General features: G+C 70.6%; 21 protein-coding genes and 2 tRNA genes. 10 read left to right on the plus strand and 13 right to left on the minus strand.

Annotation, left to right across the window (positions count from 1 at the left end; all coding sequences use genetic code 11):
- Positions 1–598 precede the first annotated feature (598 nt).
- Together NE236_RS30860 and NE236_RS30865 are read right to left on the minus strand one after the other, a co-directional pair.
- Positions 599–958, minus strand: a complete 360-nt coding sequence (locus tag NE236_RS30860) for a hypothetical protein (protein ID WP_252845722.1) — start codon at positions 956–958, stop codon at positions 599–601.
- Positions 959–1,071: 113 nt separating this feature from the next.
- Positions 1,072–2,124: a LacI family DNA-binding transcriptional regulator gene (locus NE236_RS30865; protein WP_252845723.1), complete on the minus strand. Its 1,053-nt coding sequence runs from the start codon at positions 2,122–2,124 to the stop codon at positions 1,072–1,074.
- A gap of 208 nt (positions 2,125–2,332) precedes the next feature.
- On the opposite strand from NE236_RS30865, the gene NE236_RS30870 reads away from it, so the two are divergent.
- From NE236_RS30870 to NE236_RS30880, 3 genes are read left to right on the plus strand one after another with little or no spacing between them, the layout of a single operon-like run.
- Positions 2,333–3,565 (plus strand): SGNH/GDSL hydrolase family protein, encoded by a 1,233-nt coding sequence (locus NE236_RS30870; protein ID WP_252845724.1) that lies wholly within the window; start codon positions 2,333–2,335, stop codon positions 3,563–3,565.
- Positions 3,566–3,574: 9 nt separating this feature from the next.
- A complete protein-coding gene (locus NE236_RS30875; protein ID WP_252845725.1) occupies positions 3,575–4,642 on the plus strand; it encodes a GDSL-type esterase/lipase family protein in 1,068 nt (355 codons plus the stop codon).
- The gene (locus NE236_RS30880) at positions 4,639–6,165 is read left to right on the plus strand and encodes a pectinesterase family protein (protein ID WP_252845726.1); all 1,527 of its coding nucleotides are present in this window, start codon (positions 4,639–4,641) and stop codon (positions 6,163–6,165) included. Before NE236_RS30875 ends, NE236_RS30880 begins: the two co-directional genes overlap by 4 nt.
- Positions 6,166–6,167: 2 nt before the next feature.
- Here the strand turns inward: NE236_RS30880 and NE236_RS30885 are convergent, their stop codons facing one another.
- Entirely contained in the window at positions 6,168–6,353 is a 186-nt protein-coding gene (locus NE236_RS30885) for a hypothetical protein (protein ID WP_252845727.1), read from the minus strand.
- Between the two features lie 28 nt (positions 6,354–6,381).
- On the opposite strand from NE236_RS30885, the gene NE236_RS30890 reads away from it, so the two are divergent.
- Together NE236_RS30890 and NE236_RS30895 are read left to right on the plus strand one after the other, a co-directional pair.
- Positions 6,382–8,877 (plus strand): glycoside hydrolase family 31 protein, encoded by a 2,496-nt coding sequence (locus NE236_RS30890; protein WP_308209176.1) that lies wholly within the window; start codon positions 6,382–6,384, stop codon positions 8,875–8,877.
- Between the two features lie 20 nt (positions 8,878–8,897).
- A complete protein-coding gene (locus NE236_RS30895; protein WP_252845728.1) occupies positions 8,898–10,334 on the plus strand; it encodes a glycoside hydrolase family 28 protein in 1,437 nt (478 codons plus the stop codon).
- A gap of 132 nt (positions 10,335–10,466) precedes the next feature.
- On the opposite strand, the gene NE236_RS30900 is transcribed toward NE236_RS30895, so the two are convergent.
- Both NE236_RS30900 and NE236_RS30905 read right to left on the minus strand, forming a co-directional pair.
- Complete coding sequence (locus NE236_RS30900; protein WP_252845729.1) at positions 10,467–11,306, minus strand: class I SAM-dependent methyltransferase; 840 nt, start codon at positions 11,304–11,306, stop codon at positions 10,467–10,469.
- A gap of 248 nt (positions 11,307–11,554) precedes the next feature.
- Positions 11,555–11,631 (minus strand) — tRNA-Met (locus tag NE236_RS30905).
- A 370-nt stretch (positions 11,632–12,001) separates the two neighbouring features.
- Between NE236_RS30905 and NE236_RS30910 the strand changes: the two genes are divergently transcribed.
- Positions 12,002–12,493: a hypothetical protein gene (locus NE236_RS30910; RefSeq protein ID WP_252845730.1), complete on the plus strand. Its 492-nt coding sequence runs from the start codon at positions 12,002–12,004 to the stop codon at positions 12,491–12,493.
- 97 nt (positions 12,494–12,590) lie between these two features.
- On the opposite strand, the gene NE236_RS30915 is transcribed toward NE236_RS30910, so the two are convergent.
- Together NE236_RS30915 and NE236_RS30920 are read right to left on the minus strand one after the other, a co-directional pair.
- Positions 12,591–12,667, minus strand: a tRNA-Met gene (locus NE236_RS30915).
- Positions 12,668–12,771: 104 nt separating this feature from the next.
- Complete coding sequence (locus NE236_RS30920; RefSeq protein WP_252845731.1) at positions 12,772–15,687, minus strand: UPF0182 family membrane protein; 2,916 nt, start codon at positions 15,685–15,687, stop codon at positions 12,772–12,774.
- Positions 15,688–15,805: 118 nt separating this feature from the next.
- On the opposite strand from NE236_RS30920, the gene NE236_RS30925 reads away from it, so the two are divergent.
- Entirely contained in the window at positions 15,806–16,306 is a 501-nt protein-coding gene (locus NE236_RS30925; RefSeq protein ID WP_252845732.1) for a PPA1309 family protein, read from the plus strand.
- On the opposite strand, the gene NE236_RS30930 is transcribed toward NE236_RS30925, so the two are convergent.
- The 4 genes from NE236_RS30930 to NE236_RS30945 form a co-directional block, all read right to left on the minus strand.
- Positions 16,299–17,372, minus strand: a complete 1,074-nt coding sequence (locus NE236_RS30930; RefSeq protein ID WP_252845733.1) for a YlbL family protein — start codon at positions 17,370–17,372, stop codon at positions 16,299–16,301. The two genes, NE236_RS30925 and NE236_RS30930, sit on opposite strands and share 8 nt — an antisense overlap.
- A gap of 10 nt (positions 17,373–17,382) precedes the next feature.
- Entirely contained in the window at positions 17,383–17,574 is a 192-nt protein-coding gene (locus NE236_RS30935) for a hypothetical protein (RefSeq protein ID WP_252845734.1), read from the minus strand.
- Positions 17,575–17,629: 55 nt separating this feature from the next.
- On the minus strand, positions 17,630–18,052 hold the full coding sequence (locus tag NE236_RS30940; RefSeq protein ID WP_252845735.1) for a molybdenum cofactor biosynthesis protein MoaE: 423 nt from the start codon (positions 18,050–18,052) through the stop codon (positions 17,630–17,632).
- Between the two features lie 166 nt (positions 18,053–18,218).
- On the minus strand, positions 18,219–19,322 hold the full coding sequence (locus tag NE236_RS30945; protein ID WP_372494459.1) for an NAD-dependent epimerase/dehydratase family protein: 1,104 nt from the start codon (positions 19,320–19,322) through the stop codon (positions 18,219–18,221).
- Positions 19,323–19,393: 71 nt separating this feature from the next.
- Between NE236_RS30945 and NE236_RS30950 the strand changes: the two genes are divergently transcribed.
- Positions 19,394–20,692 carry a zinc-dependent metalloprotease gene (locus NE236_RS30950; protein WP_252845737.1) on the plus strand — a complete coding sequence of 433 codons (1,299 nt, stop codon included), beginning with the start codon at positions 19,394–19,396 and terminating at the stop codon, positions 20,690–20,692.
- A gap of 104 nt (positions 20,693–20,796) precedes the next feature.
- Entirely contained in the window at positions 20,797–21,330 is a 534-nt protein-coding gene (locus NE236_RS30955; protein ID WP_252845738.1) for an NUDIX hydrolase, read from the plus strand.
- Between the two features lie 9 nt (positions 21,331–21,339).
- Here NE236_RS30955 and NE236_RS30960 read toward each other — a convergent pair whose 3' ends face one another.
- Positions 21,340–21,969: a GAP family protein gene (locus NE236_RS30960; protein WP_252845739.1), complete on the minus strand. Its 630-nt coding sequence runs from the start codon at positions 21,967–21,969 to the stop codon at positions 21,340–21,342.
- 259 nt (positions 21,970–22,228) lie between these two features.
- Here NE236_RS30960 and NE236_RS30965 point away from each other — a divergent pair, with 259 nt between their 5' ends.
- Positions 22,229–23,746 (plus strand): P-loop ATPase, Sll1717 family, encoded by a 1,518-nt coding sequence (locus tag NE236_RS30965; protein WP_252845740.1) that lies wholly within the window; start codon positions 22,229–22,231, stop codon positions 23,744–23,746.
- Positions 23,747–24,183: 437 nt separating this feature from the next.
- On the opposite strand, the gene NE236_RS30970 is transcribed toward NE236_RS30965, so the two are convergent.
- Positions 24,184–24,321 carry a hypothetical protein gene (locus NE236_RS30970; RefSeq protein WP_252845741.1) on the minus strand — a complete coding sequence of 46 codons (138 nt, stop codon included), beginning with the start codon at positions 24,319–24,321 and terminating at the stop codon, positions 24,184–24,186.
- Between the last annotated feature and the right edge of the window lie 179 nt (positions 24,322–24,500).

The following is a 24,500-nucleotide window of genomic DNA, read 5'->3' on the forward strand; positions in this document are numbered from 1 at the left end:
AACTCTCCGTTAAGGCCAAACGACAACCCACCCAAAGGCAGGCCGCCAAACCCTTACGAAACAAATCCCGGCAAGAATCATACTTGCCAAAGAAATCCAAACCAATCAACCAACCCGAAGGCCAGCCAATCGGACAAGGACCAAAAGGCACTGGCTTTTAGCACACTGTTGAGTTCTCAAGAAACGGACACACACCGTCAGGAACCCGACTCCCGCCGGACCCCCTCTGGGGCAACCCTTCTATCTTACCGTTCCGATCCCGCCTGTCAAGTCCCAGACCCGAAGATCTTGAACCCGCCAACCACAGACCAGAACGCCCCCCGGACATGAATCACCCCGACCAGCGAAGCCGGCCGCAGTAGCCACATCCAGAAGTTCCCCTACAGGCCGACCACCGCTCAGCGATGTTCTGCATCCCGTCTCAGGGCGACCACACCATGCTACCCCGTCCCGGACATCATCCGGACCGAGCAACCTCAGTGTGGATTCCCCCTGGGCCGGCCACCTTGCGGCGTCCTGCTCCCCTGGGGGTGAAGAGAACATTACGTCCGCTTGGAGACACCGTCAAATCGAGCAGGCGTGCACGAGAACGCACCGATCAGAGGGCCGGGAACGCCGGGAAGCCGCAGCTGGCCACGGAGCCGCCACCGCTCACCTGGGTGACGGTCACGCCCGTCCCGGACGGCGTGAGGTCGGTGCTGTAGACCCCGATCGCCGCGTACTGCTCGGTTGTCGCCGGCGCGTCGAGCTGGGCGTTCCGCAGTGTCAGGCGAAGCGGATAGGAGGCGCTGTAGCCGTCCATCGTCGAGATGGCTCCGGAGGGAGAGCTCACCGACCTGGCCCCGTCGACGACGATGTCGGTGAAGGACGGGATCAGCGAACCGGCACTGCTCGAGTAGTACGGATCGACGACCAGCGGCTCCTTGACGCCCGTCATGCAGGTGTCACGGGCTTTCACACCGGCCCCGACGACCGGTCCGTTCGGTGCCGGCCCCGACGCGCCTCCGCTGCCGATGCGGCAGGGCGGTCGGCCCCTGCCGCTCCCCGGGCCGTCCGGCGATGCGGGAACGCTCAGCCGTCGACCGCGGTTCTGGGCAGCGGATCCGCCCCCGCCGGGACCGCGGTGGAGCCGCGGATGACCAGCTCTGGAGTCACGGTCACCACCGGACCGGTGGCACCGTCGTCCTCCGTGGCGGAGAACAGCTCCCATGCCCGGCGGCCGAGATCCTGCTTGTTCACCGTGACCGTAGTGAGCCGCGGAGAGACCAGGCAGCTCAGCGCGATGTCGTCGAACCCGGTGAGGGAGATCTCGTCGGGAACGGAGACACCCAGCTCGTCGAACCGGGCGAGTGCGCCGAGGGCGACATAGTCGCTGAAGGCCATGACGGCCGTGGCCCGGGTGGCGAGGGCCGCGTCGGCGGCGCGGTGCCCGTCGACGCTGCTCGACCCGCAGGGGATCTGCACGATCTCCAGATCCGCCCCGCCGGCCGCCCGCAGGGCCTGCTGCCTGGCGCGCTCGGACCACGCGCGCCCCGGGCCGCGCAGGTACGCGACGCGGCGGTGGCCGAGCTCACCCAGGTGGCGGCAGATCGACGCGACACCCGCGCCGAAGTCCACCGCGACCGCCGGGATCGGGGTGTCGCGGCTGAGCCGGTTGACGCAGACGAGGCGTGGCACGGCGGCCGCGAGCTCGCTGAGCTCCCACTGGCTCATCCGCGGTGAGCACAGGACGACGCCGTCGGCCCACCGGGAGAGTTCGAGCGCGGCGTCGCGTTCGGTCCCGGCCTTCTCACCGGTGTCGGCGACGAGCGTGCGGAAGTCCGCGTGCTGGGCGGCGTTGGTGACGCCCTTGAGGACCTCCGCGAAGTACGGGTTGCTCAGATCCGGTACGACCACGCCGACCGCCGAGGTCGTGCCGCGCAGCAGTCCCTGCGCGGCCGGATTCGGACGGTATCCGAGCCGGGCCACCGCCGCGCGGACCCGCTGCTCCGGCCCTGCCGAGACCGGTTTCGAGCCGGTGAGGACGCGCGAGACCGTCGCGGGAGAAACGCCGGCCTCCCGTGCCACGTCGATGATCGTCGCCCGGGGCGGCCGCGCCCCCGTGCCGGTCTGCGCCCTGCCCATGGCGGCATTGCACCATACGAATGCACCTCGCGGCGCGCCGGATCCGCTGCGGAAGACGTGAAAGCGGGGTTGACGTCCCTGGATTCCCGTGTGATTTTCGGAAAAGGTTTTCCCCTGGGCCTCCCCCGACGCGGCGCCGACCCCGCGGTCGTCGCCGGCACACCCGCCATCGCGGCCGGAGAAGGTCACCGACACGGCGGGAGGCGGCATGCTCGGACCGGTCGCTCGATATGCGTCGCTGGTGATGGCGCTCGTGATCACCTCGGTGGTGACGGTCGGCTCGCCACGGGCCCTGGCGGAGCCGCAGCCGGCCATCGCCGCCCCACGAACGTGGGTGGGCTCCTGGAGCGCGGCACCGGTCACCGGGACCGGGAGCGGGTTCGGCGACCAGACCCTGCGTGAGATCGCGCACATCAGTGTCGGCGGCGACCAGGTGCGGATCCGTCTCACCAACGCCTTCGGCACGAACGGCCTCGTCATCGACGGAGCGACGATCGGGGCCCGCGCCGACGGCGCGGCGCTCGTCGCGGGCAGCGAACGTCCGGTCACGTTCGGCGGCGCCCGGAAGGTGGTCCTGCCGGCGGGTTCGGAGGTGCTCAGCGACCCGGTGCCGCTGACGGTCCCGGCCGGGCAGGACCTCGCGGTGAGCGTGTACGTCCCCGGCTCCACCGGCGCGGCGACCCGGCACCCCCTCGCCATGGCGACGTCGTACCTCGCCACCGGCGATCACGCGGCCGACGCCGACGGTGGCGCCTTCACCTCGACGACCTCCTCCTGGTACCTGCTGGACGGGGTGGACGTCCGCGCCCTGCCGGGCACGCGTGCCCTGGTGGCCTTCGGCGACTCCATCACCGACGGCGCCCAGTCCACCGTCGACGCGAACCGGCGCTACCCCGACGACCTGGCGCGCCGGCTCCGGGGCCGGGGCCTGTCCGTGCTGAACGAGGGCATCTCCGGCAACCGGGTGCTCACCGACGCCGGTGGTTCCGGGGTGAGCGCGCAGGCCCGGTTCGACCGCGACGTCCTCGGCCAGACCGGGGTACGGGACGTGCTCTTCCTCGAGGGCATCAACGACATCGGTCACAACGCGGGTCCGGTGTCCGGGGAGCCGGTCACGGCGGCCGACCTCATCGCGGGGATGACGAACCTCATCGCCCGCGCGCACGCGCACGGCCTGCGCATCATCGGCGGCACGCTGACGCCGATCGGCGGATCGAAGTACGACACGCCCGAGGCGGAGCAGAAGCGGCAGGCGGTCAACGCCTGGACCCGCACGTCTCGAGCGTTCGACGGAGTCGTCGACTTCGACGCGGTGACCCGTGACCCGGCGGACCCCGCGCGATTCCTCCCGGCGTACGACAGCGGCGACCATCTGCACCCCGGCGACGCCGGATACCAGGCGATGGCCGACGCGATCGATCTGCGACTGCTCTTCCGGTAGGAGGCCCCGATGCCCGCCCCCCTCAAGATCGTTTCACTGGCACTCCTGGGCATCGCCGCCCTGACCGCCGTGCCCACCACCGCGACGGCGGACTCCGTCGTACGGCCCGGCGACCCCCGGCTGCGGTACATGGGCCACTGGGGACACGTACGAGGGGCGGCGATCACCGTCAACTCCGGGTCCGAGCTGACCTTCCGGTTCACGGGGCACACGCTCACCGGCCTGTTCGACACCTCCACGATCACCGTGCCGTCGCAGATCTATGTCTCGGTCGACCGCGGCCCGCGGACGCTCTACAAGGTCGACCGCGACGAGATCGACTTCACGCCGGCCGTACCGGCGGGCGACCGCCACACGGTGACGATCGCCGTCAAGGACGTCGACGAGTACGAGAACCGGTGGATCCTGCCGCTGCAGTCCGGGGTCGTGCTCACGGGGTTCCGGCTCGGGCGACGCGCCCGGGTGCTGCCCGTTCCGCCGCTCCGCGGCCCGCGCATGGAGTTCTACGGCGACTCGATCACCGAGGGCGTGGCCGCGCTGTGCGATCACACCGGCGTGGACTGCGCCGACGGCACCGTCGACTACGCCAATCTGACCGGGCGGGCCTTCCACGCGGACTTCGACCAGGTCGGGTTCGGCAAGCAGGGCATCATCCAGCCCGGTCACGGCAACGTCGGAACGGCGGCGCAGTCGTTCGGCCTGAACTTCGCCGGCTCGCCCTCCGACGCGCGCTTCCGGCCGGACGTGGTCGTCGTCAACGAGGGCACCAACGACGGCCCGTACTCCAGTGCCGACTTCGAGCCCGGCTACCTGGCCTACCTGCGGCGGATCCGCACCGCCTACCCCCGCGCCTGGATCTTCGCGATGCGGCCGTTCGGCGGTTACCACGCCGACGACATCGCCTCGGCGGTGCGGCGGATGGACGATCCGCGCGTCATCCACGTCGACACCACCGGCTGGCTCTCGGCGGCGGACGGCGACTTCAACGGCGGGCATCCGAACGTCCAGGGGCACCGGAAGGCCGCCGATCGCCTCATCCCGCTGATCGCGGCGACCACCGGGTGGCGGACGCGATGAGACGAGCCGCCGACTCCCTCCGATCGCCGGTCGCCCTGGCCGTCCTCCTCATCGTGGGACTGCTCGGCGCTCCCTCCGCCGCCGCCGAGCGCCTCACCCCCACCGCCGCTCCCTCCACCGCTGACCCCGTCTCCGCCGCCGGCCCTTCCTCCGGCCCAAGCGCGTCCGGGCGGCTCTCGCCCGCCGGTCACCGACGCGGGGTGTGCGTGGACGCGCCGTTGCGGCTCACCGCGGACCGGCCGCTCCAGCCGGGCACCACCGGCCGCATCGAGGTGCACCACGCGGACGGCACCGTCGCCGACGCGATCGACCTGGCCGACCCGCACTCGTACCACCGCACGATCGGCGACGCGGTCTCCGACACCGGCGTCCCGCACTCCTTCGCCTACCACCCGGTGCTCGTGGACGGGAACGCCGCGACCATCCGACTCCACCACCGGCTCGACTACGGCCGGACGTACTACGTCACCATCGACCCCGAGGTGTTCCCCGGGTTTCCCGGCATCCAGGCCTCGACGACCTGGCGCTTCCGCACCCGGGGCGTCCCGCCGCGTCCAGGATCACGGCGGCTGACGGTCGCCGCGGACGGCAGGGGCGACTTCTGCACGCTGCAGGGCGCGATCGACTTCGTCCCTGAGGGCAACACGCGGCCGGTGCTGATCGACGTCCGCCCCGGCACGTACCGCGAGATCGACTACGTCCGCGCCGACCGCCCGCACATCACCGTGCGCGGCGCGGGCCGGGACCGGACCGTCGTCGAGTACGCCAACAACAACCGGCTGAACGGGGACACCGCGCTGGCCGGGTCGACCGATCCAGGAGACGTCTGCCCGCGTCAGGTGCTCCCCGGGCACGACACGTACAACTGCTGGCGGGCGCTGTTCGGCGTGGAGGCGGACGACTTCCGGCTGCGGGACATCACGCTGCGCAACACCACGCCGTACGGCGGCTCGCAGGCGGAGGCGTTCCGCGGCAACGGAGACCGGATCACGCTGCGGCGGGTGAACCTGGAGAGCTTCCAGGACACGCTCCGCCTGCAGGGGCGCGGGTTCGTGACCGACAGCCTCATCGCCGGTGACGTGGACTTCGTGTGGGGCACCGGCTCGGTGTTCATCCGGCGCACCGAGCTGCGGTCCCTGCACGGCGGCTACGTCACCCAGGCGCGCAACGACGCGGCGCACCCCGGCTACGTGTTCGTCGACGACCGTCTGACGCGCGGGCCGGACGCGCCCGACGCGTCGGTGTATCTGGGGCGGGTCGATCCGACGGTGTACCCCCGCAGCCAGGTGGTGTTCATCCGGACCGCGATGGACGCGCACGTCCGGCCCGACGGTTGGCAGTTGAACAACGCGGGCTGCGAGAAGGCGCCGGACGTGCGGTTCTGGGAGTACGCCAGCACGGACCTCACCGGGGCGCCGCTCGGCACCGGCGCGCGGCTGCCGTGCTCGCGGCGGCTGACCGATGTCGAGGCGGCGTGGTGGAGCGACCCGGCGCACGTGCTCGGCGGCTGGCGGCCCCGGTGAGGTCAGCGGTCGGCGGCGATGACGAACGGGTGGTCGCCGCCGAGACCGGAGATGCGCGACGGCAGTGTGATCACGATGGAGCCGTCGCGGCGGGTCCAGTCCAGCGGCCGGCGGTGCTCCCAGGGCGTGGCCCGCAGCTTGTAACCCGACTTGTCGCCCTCGGATACCGCGAAGTCGCCCCGAGACACGCCGACTCCGTCAAGGAGGAACCCGCCCGTGATCCCCCGCCGAACGCCCGCCCGGCTCCGCCGCCGCGCGCTGGTGCTGTTCTCCGGTCTCCTTCCCCTGCTCGCGCTGCTGCCCCTGGCCCCGCCGGGCGCCCGGGCCGCCGAACCGTCCGCGGCCTGGCGGGTCAGTGCCGCGCCGTTCGGGCTGGCCTTCCTCGACCACGGACGCCCGGTCACCGCCGAGGCGGGCGGAACGCTCGCCGGGCCGGGCGGGCGGCTGTCCTACCAGGTCGGCGGCTCGGCCACGAGCCAGGAGGGGGCGACGTACCACCGCCTGACCGACCTCGTCTCCCGGCGCGCGGTGCAGGGCGGCACGGCGTACACGGTCGCGACGGACGAGCCCGGCCGGACCGCGACGGTCACGGTCACGCGGACCGCCCAGGGCGTGCGGGTGCGCTGGTCGTTCACGCCGTCGAGCGACGTCACCGCGGTGTTCGAGGCGCTGACCGCGGGCGGCGGTGAGCACTACCTCGGCGGCAGCTCCGCCGCGTACGTCGACCTGCGCGGGCACGTCCGCGGCTGGAGCCCGGGCAAGGAGGGCAACGAGGCCGGCGACTACTGCCAGAACCAGGAGCAGGCCGCGAGCACCTTCTACCTCAGCTCCGGCGGGTACGGGCTGTGGGCGGACACCGACCACGTCGGCCGGTTCGCGTTCCCCGGCGCGACGCAGGAGAGCGACGGTTCGACCTGCGCGAAGACCCCGAAGCCGCCGACCGGCGCGGCGGAGCCGTACGCCTGCCCGATGGCCGCCGCCGCGCAGCCGGACCGGGTGCAGATCTGCGTGAAGGACGCCGGGCTGTCCTACGACGTCTACACCGGCTCGCCATCCGCGGCGACCAGCGCGTACTACCGCACCGTGGGCCTGCCGAGCATGCCGCCGGCGAGCCAGTTCGCGCTGATGAAGTGGCGCGACGTCAACGCCGACCAGGCCCAGGTGCTCGACGACGTGGCGCAGATGAAGAAGCTGGACATCCCGCTCGGCACCATCTGGATCGACAACCCGTGGGAGCGCCAGCCGGCCGGGAACACGCACCGGATCAACGGGAGCGCCTGCACCAACAGTGGTCAGTTCGACCCGACGTTCTTCCCCGACCCGCAGGGGATGATCGACCAGATCCACGCGCAGGGCGTGCGCTTCGGGCTGTGGGTGACCTCCCACGTCGTCAGCGCCCCGTCCTCCGCCCAGGGCGGCGGCTCGTGCGAGGGCATCAACGACGTCTGGGCGAAGAGCGGCTGGCTCGTCCCGGGCACCAACTACATCGACTTCACGATCCCGGCCGCGCGGGAGCACTATGTCGAGCAGCTCACCCACATCTTCACGATGGGCGTCGACATGGCCAAGGAGGACCGCGCCGAGGAGTACCGCCTGGAGACCACGCAGTTCGCGGGCGAGGCGGGCGCGGGCCTGTACCTGCGGTACCCGGACCTGTACCAGTCGGCGGTCACCGAGGCCATGCGGCGGGCGCACGGGAACGACTTCGAGACCCTCGTACGGGCGGGCGTGCCCGGCACGGCCCAGCACACGCACGGCATGTGGGGCAGCGACGTGTTCGAGACGTTCGCGGGGCTGCGCACCTCGGTCCGGTACGGCACGAGCGAGTCGCTGACCGGTCACTTCGCCTGGGGCTCCGACACCGGCGGCATCGACCCCCAGTCGCCCGCGAACGCGACCAACAGCCCGACGCCGTCACTGTTCACCCGCTGGGCGCAGTTCAGCGCGGTCAGCCCGGTCTTCGAGGTCGGCGGCGCCGGTCTGAACGCGACGCCGTGGAAGTACGACCCGGACACGGTCCGGCGATTCCGTGACGCCGTGATCCTGCACTACGAGCTGTTCCCGTACCTGTACGGGCTGGCGCGGAACGCGTCGCGCACCGGCGTGCCGATCCTGCGGGCCGTCGGCTTCCAGTACCCCGGTGACCAGGCCGCGTGGGCGCAGGACCAGGAGTTCATGGTGGGCCCGGACCTGCTGGCAGCGCCGGTCACCGATGACCGGGCCGACGCCGACGGCGCGGCGGGCCGGTCCACGCCGGTGAGCGTGTACCTGCCCGCCGGGCGCTGGGTGGACCTGTACAGCGGACAGGTGGTCGACGGCGGCCGCACGATCACCCGGGAGACGAGCCTGGACGAGTTCCCGCTGTACCTGCGGGCGGGCGCGATGATCGGGTTCAACACCCGCGCCCTCGGCGGCTGGAAGACCGACGCGTTGTCCAGGCCGGGCCTGAGCGGCGCGCTGTACGCGCCGGAGCCGGGCCGCACCGTCCGGCTGCGCGTGCCCGTCCCGACCGCCGAGGCTCAGGCCGTCGTGCTGAGCCGGCAGGCGCCGCACTCGGTCACCGTGGACGGCCGTGTCCTGCCGCACGCGGCGGACACCGGGGCACTGCGCGCCGCGCGCGAGGGCTGGACCTTCACCTCCGGCCCGTTCGGCGGAGTCGTGCTGAAACTGACCCCCCTCCACGGCCGCACCGCGGACGTGACGATCCGATGACCGATTCCCAGGAGGAACAAATGAGCGGATCATGGCCTCGACGGCGTTTCCTCGAGGCGAGCGGCGCGGCCGTCGGCGGCGGGCTGGTGGCCGCCGCGCTCGGCGGGCCCGCGCTCGCCGCACCGGCCCTCGGCGCGGCCGACCCCTGGCGGACGGCCGACCGGATCCGCCGGCGGGTGCGCGCCCCGCGGTTCCCGCACCGCACCCTGCGGATCACCGACTTCGGCGCGAAGGGCGACGGGACCACCGACTGCACGCGGGCGTTCGAGGCGGCGATCAGCACCTGCGCGCGCCGCGGCGGCGGCCACGTCGTCGTCCCGCCCGGCCGCTACCTGACCGGGCCGATCAGGCTGCGCAGCCACGTCGACCTGCACGTGAGCGAGGGCGCGACGATCGCGTTCAGCACCGACCCGGCGAAGTACCCGCCCGTGTACACCCGCTGGCAGGGCATCGAGTGCTACAACTACTCGCCCTTCATCTACGCCTACGGCGCCCGGAACATCGCGATCTCCGGAACGGGCACGCTCGACGGGCAGGCCGGCAACACCGCCTGGTGGCCGTGGTCCGGCAGCACGACGTACGGCTGGAAGCCCGGCGACCCGCAGCAGGGCCCGGACTGGACGCTCCTGCAGCAGTGGGCCGACCAGGGCGTCCCCGTACGCGAGCGCGTCCTCGGGGCCGGGCACTACCTGCGCCCGAACATGATCCAGCCGTACCGCTGCGAGAATGTCCTGATCGAGGGTGTCACCATCGTGAACTCCCCGATGTGGGAGATCCACCCGGTCCTGTCGCGGAACATCCTCGTCCGTGACATCACGGTCGACAGCCACGGTCCCAACAACGACGGCTGCGACCCCGAGTCCTGCACCGACGTCGTCATCACCGGCAGCACGTTCGACACCGGCGACGACTGCATCGCGATCAAAGCGGGCCGCAACGCCGACGGCCGCCGCGTGAACGTCCCCAGCCGGAACATCCTCGTCGAGGACTGTGAGTTCCGCGACGGCCACGGCGGCGTGACCATCGGCAGCGAGATGACCGGCGGCGTCAGCGCGGTCTTCGCCCGGAACCTGCGCATGAACAGCCCGAACCTCAACAGCTGCCTGCGCCTGAAGACCAACTCCATGCGCGGCGGCCACATCCACGACGTCCACATGAAGGACGTCGAGGTCGGCCAGCTGGCCGTCGCCGCCATCCAGATCGACTTCTACTACGACGAGGGGCCCGGCCACCCGTACAACCCGTCCGTCAGCGGCATCCACGTCGAGAACCTGCACGTCGGAACCACGAAGTACGTGCTGGACACGCGCGGCTACCCCGACGACCCGATCAAGGACGTCACTCTGACGCACTGCCGGTTCGACAAGGCCACCGCGGCCGACGTCGTGGAGAACGTCGAAGGACTCGTCCTCACCGACGTCACCGTGAACGGCTCCCCGGCCGGCGCGCACGCGTAGGTTTCCGGGCCCGTCGCCGTTCCTACGCCTCGGCCATGCGAACGGTTATCTCATAACCGTTCGCATGGTCGAGGCAGACGCTTGCGATCCGCTCTCGAGTCAGGTCCGATACGGCACAGGGCGCCGACGGTCTCATCGGCCGAAGCGGACGGTCATGATGGGGAGGCCGGTGACGCCCAGTGCGCGTACCGCGCGGAAGCGGTTCAGCAGCGGGAACACGGCGCCGTACAGCGGTCCGCGGCCGCGCGGGGCGCGCAGGTCGCGTAGTTCGGTGACGTTGGGGAGCGCCCGGATCCTGGCCTTCTCGGCCCCGTCGACCGCCCAGGGCATCGGGGGTGCCTGGTAGCCCTGAGCCGTCTTCATCCGGCCGTCGAGGGTGCGCCGGCTGAACCACGGCGGCACGCCGTCGAACACCATGGTGACGCCGGGGAACCGCTCCGCGCAGCCGGCGATGAGCCGATGGACCTGGTCGGGCTCGAAGTACATGAGGAGGCCCTGGGCGGACAGGAGCAGGCCCTCGGCGGGGTCCACGTGCCGCATCCACTCCTCGTCCAGCGCCGAGCAGGCAAGGGTCCGCCGGCGGGGCGGGTCGTCGGGGAGCAGGCGCGCGCGCAGTTCGACGGTCTCGGGAAGGTCGACGGTGAGCCAGCGGACGCGGCCGTTGTCGACCCGCCAGAACTGCGTCTCCAGCCCCTCGCCGAGCGCGACCACCTGCCCGTCGGGATGCTCGGTCAGGAAACACCGGACCTCCTGGTCGAAGCAGCGGGCGCGCAGGGCCTGCCACTGGCCGAGACTCCCCTGGCCGAAGCGATCCGCGAAGGGGTAGTCGAGGGAGTCGACGAGATCGATCGCCTTGGGATCGTGGAGGACCGCGTCCGGCCGCCTGGCCTCGGTCGCGCGCTGGTAGAGGTTCCACAGCAGCGTCTCGGGCACGCCGTCGAGGTCGACTCTCGACTTCTCACGATCGGGCATCCGCCCTCCCTGTTTCGGCGTGGTCGCACGCGGGTGAGTTCGGCGCATGTGCGGGCCGCCCGGAATGACGCACCCCGGCACCGGTCGGTTCCGGATGCCGGGGTGCGTGGTGACGGCACGACCGCGCCGTGCGAGAGCCTGCGGTCCTCAATTCACCGGCCGCGAATAGGGACCGCAGACCTAATCACGGAGAATGGTCGATGCGACATATGCAAAGAGGCCCGGAGATTAATCTCCGGGCCTCTTACTGGTAGCGGGGGCAGGATTTGAACCTGCGACCTCTGGGTTATGAGCCCAGCGAGCTACCGAGCTGCTCCACCCCGCGGCGATGTCTTAACTCTATGGGGCCCACGGTCCACGTGCAAATCGATACGCCCGCCGCCCGGCGCGGCCGGGCATCCATCATGCCTGCCACCTGCGGCGATGCCGAAACGAACGGTCGCCGACGGTCGGCTCCAGCGGCGGCCGGGGGGAGGGAGACAGCGGGAGACCCCGGCGTGGCGGCCCCCCGGGGGGTGCGGATGGACGGGTTCGCCAGGGGGAGCCGGAATGGGCGCCTGCCTGCGGGAACATTCGCAGGGCAGAGCGCCGACCGACCGCCCTGCCGACCTTATTCCAGCAAAACCTCAAAAATCATACAAAGGCGGCTGAACAAAACCCTAATATGAGCCCTTCGCCAATCGAAGGAATGCTCCGTGAAACTTGCCCTGCGCATATTGGCCGCCGGTAGCCTCGCCGCGGCGTTGGTCGGGACGATGAACGGCGCCGCCGACGCGTCGACGTCCGACTCCACCGTCACCGCCACCGCCACCCGCGCGGCCGGACCCGGGCAGCCGCCCGTCGCGATCACCTGCAAGATCACGACGCACCTCCCCTCCTACGCGTACGCGGCCGGCCGACGCGTGGTGAAAGTCACCGCCGACATCGAGTGCAACAAGAGCGTGAAGGGCCTGACCCTCCGGGTGAGCCTCTACAAGAACAATGTGCTGTACAAGAGAAGATCCTCGCGGCAGAACGCCGGCGAGAGCAGCATCAGCCAGAGCGCCGCGCGGCGTTGCATCAAGAACCGGCACTACTTCGGTCGGGCCACCGGGACCATCACCTTCCCGCCCCATTACAACCCGCAAAAGAGGACCATCACCAGCAAGAGCGGGGACGCCTCGATCGCGGCCTGCAAGAAGAAGTGACGCGGTCAGCCGAGCGGATCGGGCAGCGCGGCCGGTGGAGGCACAAGGGGATCAATGAGCAAGAGGCCCGGAGGATGATCCTCCGGGCCTCTTGACCTGGTAGCGGGGGCAGGATTTGAACCTGCGACCTCTGGGTTATGAGCCCAGCGAGCTACCGAGCTGCTCCACCCCGCGGCGATGCCCTAACTCTATGGGGCCCACGGTCCACGTGCAAATCGACGGCCCTCACGGGCCGTTTCCCAGGTCCGTCCGCCCGTGTCGGTCTCCCCGCGTCCGTTTCATCGCGTCGGCTTCGGTGTCGGTGCGGGGGCCGCGGGCGGGGTGGTCGCGCCCGACGGCTTCGGCGTCGCGGGCGTCGTCGGCCCCGGCCGCACGCCGCTCTGTTTCTGCAGCCTGGCCAGCTCGTCCAGCGCGGCCTTCAGCCGCTTCTGCGCCTCGCCGTACGCCGTCCAGTCGTTGTTCTTGGTCAGGGCGTTCTGGGCGTCGGTGTACGCCCGGTTGGCCGCCTCGATCGCCGCGCGGATGTCCGCATTGGCCTGCAGCGGCGGGCCGGTCGATGCGGCCGCGCCACCGCCGAGCACCTGGCCCAGCGCGTCCTGCAGGGTCGCGCCGAAGCCGATGTCGTTGCCGTACGAGACGAGGACCCGTTTGAGGAGCGGATAGGCGCCGGCCCCGGAGTTGGCCTGCAGGTAGATGGGTTCGACGTACAGGAAACCTCCGCCGAACGGCAGCGTGAGGAGGTTGCCGCTGACCGTCTTCGACCCGGGGCCGCGCAGCAGTGTCAGCTGCTGCGACACGGTCGGGTTGTTCTCGAAGGTGTTCTGCACCTGCTCCGGCCCGGGGGTCACCTGGCTGCGGGGCACTTGGAGGATGCGGATCTGCCCGTACGTCGGGCTCGTCGGCACGCTGTCGACGGCCATGAACGCGGTGAGGTTGGTGACCTTGCCCTTCGGGGTGAACGTCGAGGTCAGCGAGAATCCCGGCTCGTTCTGGCCGGGCATCTTGACGCTCAGGTAGTAGGGGGGCTCGACGGTGCCCTGGGCGGTCGGGTCGTTGGGGATCTGCCAGAAGTCCCCGCCGCCGTAGAAGGCCTGCGGGTTCTGGACGTGGTAGCGGGCGAGGATGCGGCGCTGGACCTTGAACAGGTCCTCCGGGTACCGCAGGTGCGCCAGCAGGGTGCCCGGGATGGCCGAACGCGGTCGCACGGTGCCGGGGAAGGCCTTCATCCACGTCTGCAGCACCGGGTCGGTCGGGTCCCAGGCGTACAGGGTGACCGTGCCGTCGTACGCGTCGACCGTGGCCTTGACCGAGTTGCGCATGTAGTTGACGCGGTCCCCGGCCTGCGCCGCGACCGACACGCGGCTCTCGGTGTTGGTGTCCCGTGTGGCGTCGGCCAGGCTCGTGCGCTCGGAGTAGGGGTAGTCGGCGGCCGTCGTGTAGCCGTCGACGATCCAGGTGATCCGCCCGTCGACGACCGCGGGGTAGGGGTTGCCGTCGACCTTCAGCCAGGGCGCGGCCTTCTGCACGCGCTCGCGCGGCGTGCGGTCGTACAGGATGCGCGACCTCGCGTTGATCGCCCCGGACAGCAGGAGGTTCTTCTCCTTGAACCGCAGGGCGTACAGCGTCCGGTTGAACAGCGAGCCGATCGGGACGCCGCCCTTGCCGTCGTAGGCGTTGTTCGTCTGCCCGGTGGGGCTCTTGTCGTTCGGGTAGTCCAGTTCGCGCTGCGTGGTGCCGCCGACGATGGAGTAGCCGGGCGAGCGCTCGCCGAAGTAGACGCGCGGCTGGGTGATGTTCAGCGTCCCGGTCGGCGGGATGTCCTTCTCGGTGAACACCGGTGCGCCCTGGACGTCGACCTGGTTGCCGGGGGCGGCGACGAAGCCGTACCCGTGCGTGTAGAGGAGATGGCTGTTGATCCAGTTGACCTGTCCGGACGGTGGTCCCTCGATCTCCCGTACGGCGACGACGGTGTCGCGCAGGGCGCCGCCCTCGGCCGGGTACCGGTCGATGTCCAGCGGGTTGGGGAACTTGTACCAGCCCTTGATCTGCTGGAGCTGCTGGTACGTCGGCGAGACGACGGCGGGGTCGAGGAGGCGGACGTTGGGGAGGGTCGCGGTCTCCTCCTTGGCCTGTTCCGGCGACAGCTTGGTGTTCGGCACGTAGTCGGTGACCCGGGTGCCCGCCACGCCGTACGCCTGCTGGGTGGCGACGATGTTGCGGCCGATGTACTTCGACTCCTTGTCGACCTCATTGGGCTTGACCTGGAAGGTCTGGATCAGCAGCGGATAGACGCCGCCGATGAGGATGGCCGACAGGACGAGCAGGCCGAACGCCATGCCGGGCAGCATGGCGCCCCGGCGCACGAGCGTGGCGAAGAACATCAGCGCGCAGATCAGCGCGATCACCGCGAGGATCGTCTTGGCGGGCAGCACCGCGTTGACGTCGGTGTACGACGGGCCGGTGACGACCCCTCGCTGGGAGCCCGCCAGGCCCCACCGGTCGAACCAGTAGGCGATGGCCTTCAGGAGCACGAAGACGCCGAACAGCACGGACAGGTGCGCACGCGCCGCCGAGCCGACCCGCTCCCCCGGCCCCTGGAGCCGCAGCCCGCCGTACAGGTAGTGCACGATCAGCGCCGCGACGAACGCCAGGATCACCGCCGCGAACAGGAAGCCGAGCACCAGCCGCAGCAGGGGATACGTGAAGACGAAGAACGAGATGTCCTTGTGGAACTGCGGGTCCTTGACGTGGAACGGCCGGCGGTTCACGAACGCCAGCCAGGTGCGCCACCGTCCGGCCGCCGAGGACCCCGCGAGCAGGCCCGCCAGCGTCAGCAGGCCGGCGACGATCCACCGGCGGTGCGGGTCCACCGCGGCGCGGTAGCGGTCGAGCCCCTGCTGCTCGACCGACACGGGCCGGAACGGGGGGCGCAGCCGGTAGGCGATCACGACGTTGACGCCCAGGATGAGGATCATCAGCACACCGGCGCACAGGAACAGCGTCACGCGCGTCGTGATCTGCTTGGTGTACACGGAGGAGAAGCCGACGGAGCGGTACCACAGCACGTCGGTCCAGATGGCGGTGAACGCGACGAAGAGCGCGACGAGGATCGCCAGAATCACGATCACGCGTACGAGCAACCGTGATCGGCCCACGCGGATCCGGCCGCCCAGGCCGGGGCTTCGGAAGGACACGGCCACTTCCCTTCGCCAGGTGTCTCTGAGGGCAACTTACCGAGACATGCCCGGGTTCCCACCACGGGCCGGGCACCTGTGGCCGAAAGGAGGCCGCGGGCGGTGAAAAAATGGGCGGATGACCCGATTGGAAGAGGTCGTGCGCGATCTCGAACGGCATGCCGCCACCGCCGGCTGGGACGCCCCGCCCCGGCTGTACGCCCTGGTGGAGGCCCCAGAGCTGAACCGAAGCGAGCCGGAGCTCGCCCGGCAGCTCGGCGTCCCGGACGAGCCGGACGGCATCGCGGCCCTCGAACAGCCCGATCTGCCCCTCGACCGGCCGATCGAGGACGTCCTGCTCGGCATCGAATGGCCCGGCCAGGTCGCCGGCTGCGTACTGATCCTCGAACGCATCCTGCTGCCCGAGGACGCGGAGGAGGACGCGCCGGACGACGACCCGGTGACCTGGGCCGCCCGGCACCCCGGCCGCGAGGACGTACGGCTGGTGGTGGGCGTGCTGCGGGACGGCTCCCGTCACTCGGCCATGCGGCTGCGCGGTCACGACAGCGACGACGAAGTGCTGACCGGGCCCGAGCTGGTCCCCGGCCTCGCCGACGCCCTGGCCTCGACCCTTACTTAGCGGGACAGGAGGGGATGGCGCCCTGGCCGCCCTGGCCGGTCCGCAGGGCGGTCAGGGCCTGCAGGGCCCCGTGCATGGTGTCCACGCGGACCAGCCGCAGGCCCTTGGGCTTGGTGGCGACGGCGTCGGCGCAGTTCTGCGTCGGCGTGAGGAAGATGGTGGCTCCGGCGTTGCGCGCGGCGACCATCTTCTGCTGGATTCCCCCGATCGGCCCGACCTCGCCCTCGGGGGTCAGTGTCCCGGTGCCCGCGATGAACCGGCCACCGGTGATGTTCTCGGGCGTCAGCTTGTCGTAGATGCCGAGCGAGAACATCAGCCCGGCGCTGGGACCACCGACGTCACCGACGCTGATCTTGACAGTGACGGGGAACTGGTACTTCTCCTTGAGGATCACGCCGACCACGGCCTTGCCCGCCTTGTCGCCCGTCTTGTCCGGGGAGACGATCGTCTTCACGGGCACCTGGGTGTCCTTGCCGTCCCGCCTGACCGTGAAGGTGACCGTGTCGCCGGGCTTACGCGCGGCGACCCCCGCGGTGATGCCGGACATGGCGGTGATCTTCTTGCCGTCGATCGCGGTGATCTGGTCGCCGGACCGGAGCCTGCCGTCCGCCGGCAGCCCCTTCTGGACGGAGTCGACCAGGACGGTCGTGGTGGTGGGCAGGTGCAGTTCCCGCATGGCGGCGGCCGTGGCGGACTCCTGGGAGTTCGTCATCTCCTGGGTGTTCTCCTGCTCCACCTTCTTGGTGGAGACGTTCTTCGGGAAGATCGTCTCTTCGGGGACGACGGCGACGTCCGGGTCGAGCCAGCCGCGCAGCGCGGTGAACAGGTCGATGCGGTTGCCCGGACCGCCCTGGTAGGCCACCGTGACGAAGTTCAGGTGCCCCTCGGTCGGGTATGTCTTGGCACCCGTGATCTGGATCAGCGGCGCCTTGCCGAGCCTGCCCAGCGTGTCCGTCGTCGGGCCGGGCCGGAGCGCGACATAGGGGACGGGCATGAGCGCGGCGGCCAGCCCCAGCAGGAAGATGAAGAGGCTCGCGACGACCAGAGCGGCAGCACGGCGGGACATGCCCGGAAGCCTACGCGGTCGATCGCGGCCGTCGTCGCCGGGTCTTCCCACGCGGCCGCTCCATGGCGTCGCGGAACCGCTGGAAGTGCTCGACCTCCTCGAACGACTTCCGCACGGACGGTCTGCGCCCCCGCAGGGTCATCAGCGCCCCCGTCAGCAGAGCCACGGCCACCGGGATGGCCCACCACGCCAGAATGGACATGCGCGTCACCTCGGTACGAAGCGTTGTACCCAGGGTAACCTGCACGCTCCGCAGGTCATCCCGCCCCGACCCATTCGTCGTCCCCATCCGTGAAGAGCTGATGCTTCCAGACGGGAACCTGCTCCTTGAGGTCGTCGATCAGCCTCCGGCAGGCCGCGAAGGCCTCCGCGCGGTGGGGGCAGGCGGCGGCCACGACCACGGCGAGATCGCCGATCTCCAGGTCGCCGACCCGGTGCACCGCGGCGATCGCCCGGACGGGGAACTCCGCGGCGACCTTCTCCAGCACCGTGCGCAGCGCGTCGGCCGCACTCGGATGCGCCGAGTAGGACAGCCCGGCCACCGCGCGCCGGTGATCCTCATCGCGCACGGTGCCGACGAACAGCGCCGTGCCGCCCGCGCCAGGATCGGCGACGGCGGCGAGCACCTCGTCGACGGACAAGGGCGTATCACGGAGTTCGGCGAGCCGGATCACGTCCACGCGACGAACGGTACCCGCCGACCGGGAGTTCTCCGCGGCGGCCGCGGGCCGGAACTACGAGCCGGCCCAGGGCATCGCGGCCGCATCCGCGAGCCGTCGCCACCACTCCCCATGGCAGGTGCGACGGCCGAGAAGACGTCGAACGTGGCCGGCCATTCGTCTCCCGTCAGCCGCGGCGCTTGCGCCGGGCACGCCGTACGATCGCGGCCGTGCCGATGACCGCGACAGTGGCGCCTGCGGCGGTGGCCATCGTGGCCTCTTTCCTGGCCAGCCTGCGGCCGACCACGGCGTGCCGCCCGGCGACCTCCTCGAGCAGCGCGGCCAGCACTTCGGCGTTGCCGTGTGCCGGTTTCCAGCCCGCCTGGCGCAGCGTCGCGCAGTCGGCGACCCAGGGGTACACGACATAGTGCAGGTCGGTCGCCGGCGCCGGGGTCACGCCGATGCGGTGCAGCCGCTGCGCGGTGCCGAAGGTGATCGCCGCCGGCAGCTCGAAGCGCCGCCGCCCGGTGATCTGCTCGACCTCGTCCTGTTCGAGCCAGCCGTCGCTGCCGACCGCCACGCGGCCGGAGATCTCTCCGGTGATCGCCAGTTCGAGCGCGCTGACCAGGTCGTCGACGTGACAGAACTGCCAGCGAGGATCGCATCCCTTGACCGTGAGCAGCCGGGGCGCCTCGAAGTGCCGGGTGACCACCGTGTCGATGCCCGGGCCGACCAGCGCGGCCGGCCGCAGGACGGTGACGGTCATGCCGGGGTGCGCCACCGGCGCCATCGCCGCCAGGTCCTCGATCTCCAGGAGATCGCCGATGATGCCGTCGTCGGGCTCGGCCGCGAGCGGGGAGTCCTCCGGGAGCGGAACCGGGTTGTCCGCCTGCGCGCCGTACACCATCGCGCTGGTCACGACGATCACCCGGCGGACCCGGACGGCCGCCGCGGCGGTGATCACGGTCTGCGCGCCACGGACGTTGTACGCGCGCCGCTCCCGGTGATCGGTGTCCGGGGACAGGTCCATGTCGAGGTGGACGATCACGTCGACGTCGGAGATCCGGTTGGTGAGCTGCGGGTCGCGGACGTCCACCACACGCCAGGTGATTCCGGACACGTCCCCGCGGTGGTCGTCGAGGCCGACGACCTTCTTGATGTCCCCCGAGTCCGCCAGCCGGGCGACCAGGGCACGTCCGATACCGTCGGCCGCCCCCGTGACGGCGACGACCGGCCCCGTACTACGCCGTGGGCGAACCTCTCGTGTACTCAAGTCGAGTGAGTCCTCCATACGCACGCCCCCGGCCGTCGACCGGCTAACGTGAAGGTTGTGACCTATTCATCCTGCCTGAGGTCGAGCCAGTGAGCGACATCCCCTTCGGGTTCAACCGCCCGGGAGAGCCCGGCGATGAGAACAAGCCCGAGAACGAAGGCCCTTTCGGCGCGGGCGGCATGCAGGATTTCGCCGCCATGCTGCACCAGTTCGCCGACATGCTGTCCGGCCAGTCGGCGAGTACCGGCCCGCTGAACTGGGACCTGGCCAAGGACGTCGCCCGGCACGCCGTCGTCGAGCGCGGCGACCCGTCGGTCGTCGACGCGGAGCGCCGCGCGGTCGTCGAGGCGCTGCGGCTGGCCGACCTGTGGCTGGACGAGGCGACGACGCTCCCCGCGGGCATTCGCACCCCGCAGGCCTGGAGCCGGTCGGAGTGGATCGAGAACACCCTGCCGGTGTGGTCGAAGGTCTGCGACCCGATCGCCGCGCGGATGGTCGACTCGATGGGCGACGCGATGCCCGAGGAGATGAAGGCCGTCGCCGGCCCGCTCGTCGGCATGATGCGCCAGATGTCGGGCGCCATGGTCGGCGGCCAGGCCGGGCAGGCGCTCGGCGGGCTGGCCCTCGAGGTCGTCGGCTCCGCCGACGTCGGGCTGCCGCTGGCCCCCGAGGGCGTCGGCGCGCTGCTGCCCGCCGGGGTGGCCGCGTTCGGTGAGGGCCTGGAGGTCGACGCCGACGAGGTGCGCGTCTACCTGGCGCTGCGCGAGGCGGCCCACCAGCGGCTGTTCGGGCACGTTCCGTGGCTGCGCGCCCACCTGCTCGGCGCGGTCGAGGACTACGCGCGCGGTATCACCGTCGACCTGTCCAAGATCGAGGAGGCCATCGCCGGGGCCGACCTGACGAACCCGGAGGCCCTGCAGGAGGCCCTCGGCGGCGAGCTCGCGCTCACCCCGGAGGAGACTCCCCAGCAGAAGGCCGCACTGGTGCGCCTGGAGACCGCGCTGGCCCTGGTCGAAGGCTGGGTCGACATCGTCGTCAGCGCCGCCGCCGACGGCAGGCTGCCGTCCGCCGGCAAGCTCGGCGAGGCCGTACGCCGCCGGCGCGCGACCGGCGGTCCCGCCGAGCGCACCTTCGCCACGCTCGTCGGCCTGGAACTGCGCCCCCGGCGGCTGCGGGAGGCCGCGGCCCTGTGGGCCGCCCTGGGCGAGGCGCGCGGCAACGACGGACGTGACGCCGTCTGGGCGCACCCGGACCTGCTGCCCACCGCCGACGACCTGGAGAACCCCCAGGCGTTCGTCGAGGGCAAGGGCGCCGACATCGACATGTCGCAGTTCACCGACCAGGAGGACGACGGCTCCGGCGACGACTCCCCCGGCTCGCGCGACTGACCCGGCCCGCACCCGACTCGCCGGCGACGGTTCCGGTGGGTCCTCCCGCTCGGGCCCGTGCCCGTACCCGAGGATGGCGGCGCGGTCGCGCCGATGAGGTGACGATGACACTGCACGCCGACGCCGTACGCGCCCTGTCGGACTGGGAGGCGCCCGACGCCGAGCAGGACCTGCTACGGCGCGACTACCTCGCGCACCTGGCGGCGCACGAGAGCGCCATGTGGCGCGAATGCGTGCCCGGCCATCTGACGGCCAGCACGATCGTCCTCGACCCGGCCGGGGAGCGCGTCCTGCTCACCCTGCATCCCAAGGCGGGTCTGTGGCTCCAGCTGGGCGGCCACTGCGAACCGCACGACACCACGCTCGCGGGCGCGGCGCTGCGCGAGGCGACCGAGGAGTCGGGCATCGACGGCCTGCGTCTGCTGCCCGGCCCGGTGCACCTCGACCGGCACCGCGTCTGGTGCCACGGCGGGTCGTACCACCTCGACGTCCAGTACGTCGCCGTCGCCCCGGCCGGCGCCCGGGAGCGGATCAGCGAGGAGTCCGACGACCTGCGCTGGTTCCCGCTCGACGAGCTCCCCGAGCGCACCGACGACGTCCTGCGCCGCCTGGTCGCCCACGCCCGCCGGACGGTCTGATCCTCACCACTAAATAAGGATCAGCGCGATGAAGACGAAGCAGGCGATCATGTTGACCAGCCAGCTGTGGGAGTCCAGCCAGTCGCGAATCCTTGGCATCGCCCGTTCCGCGCGGCGCCGGAAGGACAGGTAGGCCAGCAGCGGCAGCGCGGCGATCACGAGTGTGGCGGCCACGAACGGCGCCGCGTCGGCCAGGCCCGCATGGCTCCGCTTCAGGTCGAGCCCGACGGTCAGCAGGACGATGATGTCGGAGGGCATCGCCAGGATGACGAGCAGCCCGGTCGCCACCGCCCGGAGAGGCGTCGCCGTCAGCAGGGTCGTCAGCCAGCCCGGTGGCTCGGCGGTCTCCCGCCCCAGGTAGTTCTTCAGCGCCAGCAGGAGCAGGAGAACGACGAGTGCCAGCTCGATGATCCGGCCGGCACCGCCTCTGTGCTGCGAATCACCCAGGTGCACCGCGGATCCCAGTAGTTCGGCGACCGCCCGGGCGATGGCGAGCCCGGCCACCGTCGCCGTCAGCACCCCGGCCAGGAACGCCAGCGACAGGCGAATCGCCCTCTCGGCGGTCACGAAGATGATCGCCGAGATGATCTGTGGCCCCGCCATCATGGTGATCGCGAGGGGCAGGACGTGAACGCTCATGATGTCGCCGGCGCCTCCCCTCCCGGAGGGTGTATCCGAATCACTCCTGGTCAGGCATACCCATCACGAGGGCGACACCTCGCCTTCCCTGCCGCCGTCCCGATCGCCGCGACGGCAGAGCGCACGTCTTCTCCGGCGATTCGCGACACATCGCTTTCGACCTTCGCCGGATCGCCGAGGTTCCGGCACCTGCGCCAGAATCGCCATTTTTCGGGACGTGCGATGATCTCCACAGATGTCCTCAGACGGTGGTGGAGTCATGGCGCGGCTGGTCCTGTCCTCCAAGATCCTCGACGGCCTCGACTTCGGCGCGCCGTCCGCCGAGCGCGACATCGGGCGCGGCCTGGAGAAATGCTTCGTCGAGTCCGCCGCGTACCACCGCGTCCACTCGGGCGCCAAGACGGTGCTCCTCGGCAACCGCGGGTCGGGGAAGAGCGCCATCTTTCAAGTCGTCGCCAAGCGCGAGCGCACCGCCGGGAACCGGGTCATCGAGCTGTCCCCGGAGGACTACTCGTACGAGCTGCTCAGTTCGACGATGGCCAGCGAGAACGCCGGATCGTGGGCCAAGCACGGGGCGTACGCCGCCGCCTGGAAGTACCTGCTCTACGTCCTGGTCATGAAGGAGGCCGCTCGCAAGGGCATGCGGCTGGCGAAGGGCGCGGGCGCGGAGATCCACGGCTACATCCGCAACAACCACGCCAACGTCCAGATGGGCCGGCTGTCCGTCCTCGTCTCGTACCTCAAGCGGCTGGAGAACATCAAGCTCGGCCCCATCGAGGCGGGGGCCAAGACGCGGGAGCTCGACCGGCTCTACAAGCTGGAGGAGATCCACTCCCTGCTGCCCGCCCTCAGGAAGGTGCTCGACAGGCAACGCGTCACCATCGTGGTGGACGAACTCGACCGGGGCTGGGACTCCTCCGAGGACGCCAAGGCGTTCGTGGCCGGGCTCTTCCAGGCCTGCGTCTCCGTCAACGCCCTGCACAAGAACCTCTCGGTGTACATCTCCCTGCGCCGGGAGCTGTACGACGACATCCCGGCGCTGTACGAGGACGCGCAGAAGTATCGCGACCTGCTCGAGACGATCCGGTGGAGCGAGGACTCCCTTCTGGAGCTCATCGCCAAACGCATCCGGTACTCCGCGCGGGAGATGGGCTACGACGCGCAGGTCCTCGACCGCGCCGACGACCTGACGTGCTGGAACGCCGTGTTCGCGCCCATCCCCGGAGCTCCGGTCGACAGCTCGTTCCGCTACGTGGTGGACCGCACCCTCTACCGTCCGCGCGAGATCATCGAGTTCTGCACGACGGTGCTCGAGATCGCCCGGGACCGTACGCCCACTCTTCCTCTGTCCCATGAGGCGATCCGGTGGGCCGAGCGCGGCTACTCCGAGGAACGCACCAAGGACATCGCCGCCGAGTACCGCTTCCAGTACCCCGGCCTGCTCGGCGTGTTCGAGGTCTTCCGCGGGCGGAACCACTCCTTCGAGCGCGAGGACCTGCAACTGCTGTGCCTCGAGCTGATCCTGGGCGAGGTCCCGACGAACGGGACGTCCGCCTGGCTGCCGCTCTGTGACCCGGACGGCCTGATCGACATCCTCTGGCAGACGGGTTTCGTCACCGCCCAGCCCGTCGGGGACGCCGATCCGGCCAACGGCGGCCAGGGGGCGTTCATCGGCGTCCACCAGGTGCAACACCTCAACCTGCCCGCGGTGCAGCGCTTCCAGGTCCACCCGATGTTCCGCGCCTACCTCGGCAGCCGGCAGCGGTCCGGCGATTAGGAATTCTCCGGGCAGTGATGATCCATCAACGCAGAGCACTTATTCGAGGGGTGCAGTATTCCTCAGTCAGACAGGCGGCCAGGGGCGGTCAGCAGTCACCCGGTCCTTGCAGCGAGCCCACCGACGCACCCTCGTCGCTCACTCCTGCCTAGGCCTCCGCCGGTGTTTTGATTCCGCACGCCCTCGACAAGTTGATAACCCATTCAAGGAGCTAATTGAACTTATCAAGTAGCAGGCTCGACAGGGAGCAGGAAGGTCGATCATCCAGGAATGACCGGATCGCCGCCCCTTGCACAGCTCACAGGTCTACGCAGCCATGCGTACCCGCGGTTCGCCGCGCCGCGACCGGCATGGCGGTGCTCGTCTCGGCCGAGGGTTTTCGTCGTTGGGACGCCGAAAAACCTCGGCGGAACGCGGTCACCCGCGATTGGGCCGCGCTACGAGCGCAACGCCGCGCAGAGCTCCGCACGGAGGAGGCAGCGGTATCGGGTCAGCGGATCCTCGTGCTCCCCCATCGGGCGGACGGCGATCTCGGCCACCGGACGGGCGGCGTCGACCTGCTCGAGGGCGATCATCCCAACGCCAGGCAAAGACGGCGCCGGAGGAACGTGGGATCACGCGTCGGGACCGGGAGATCCATACGCGTGCGGGATTCATGGCCGGAGCCATAGTCGGACGACATTGCCGCCGCCGTTGACTCCTTGCCGCCGTTGCGGACGCCGAAATCCGGCGCTTCCGGACACCCGCACGTCCA

It is taken from the genome of Actinoallomurus purpureus, from assembly GCF_024055795.1.
GTDB lineage: Bacteria > Actinomycetota > Actinomycetes > Streptosporangiales > Streptosporangiaceae > Actinoallomurus > Actinoallomurus purpureus.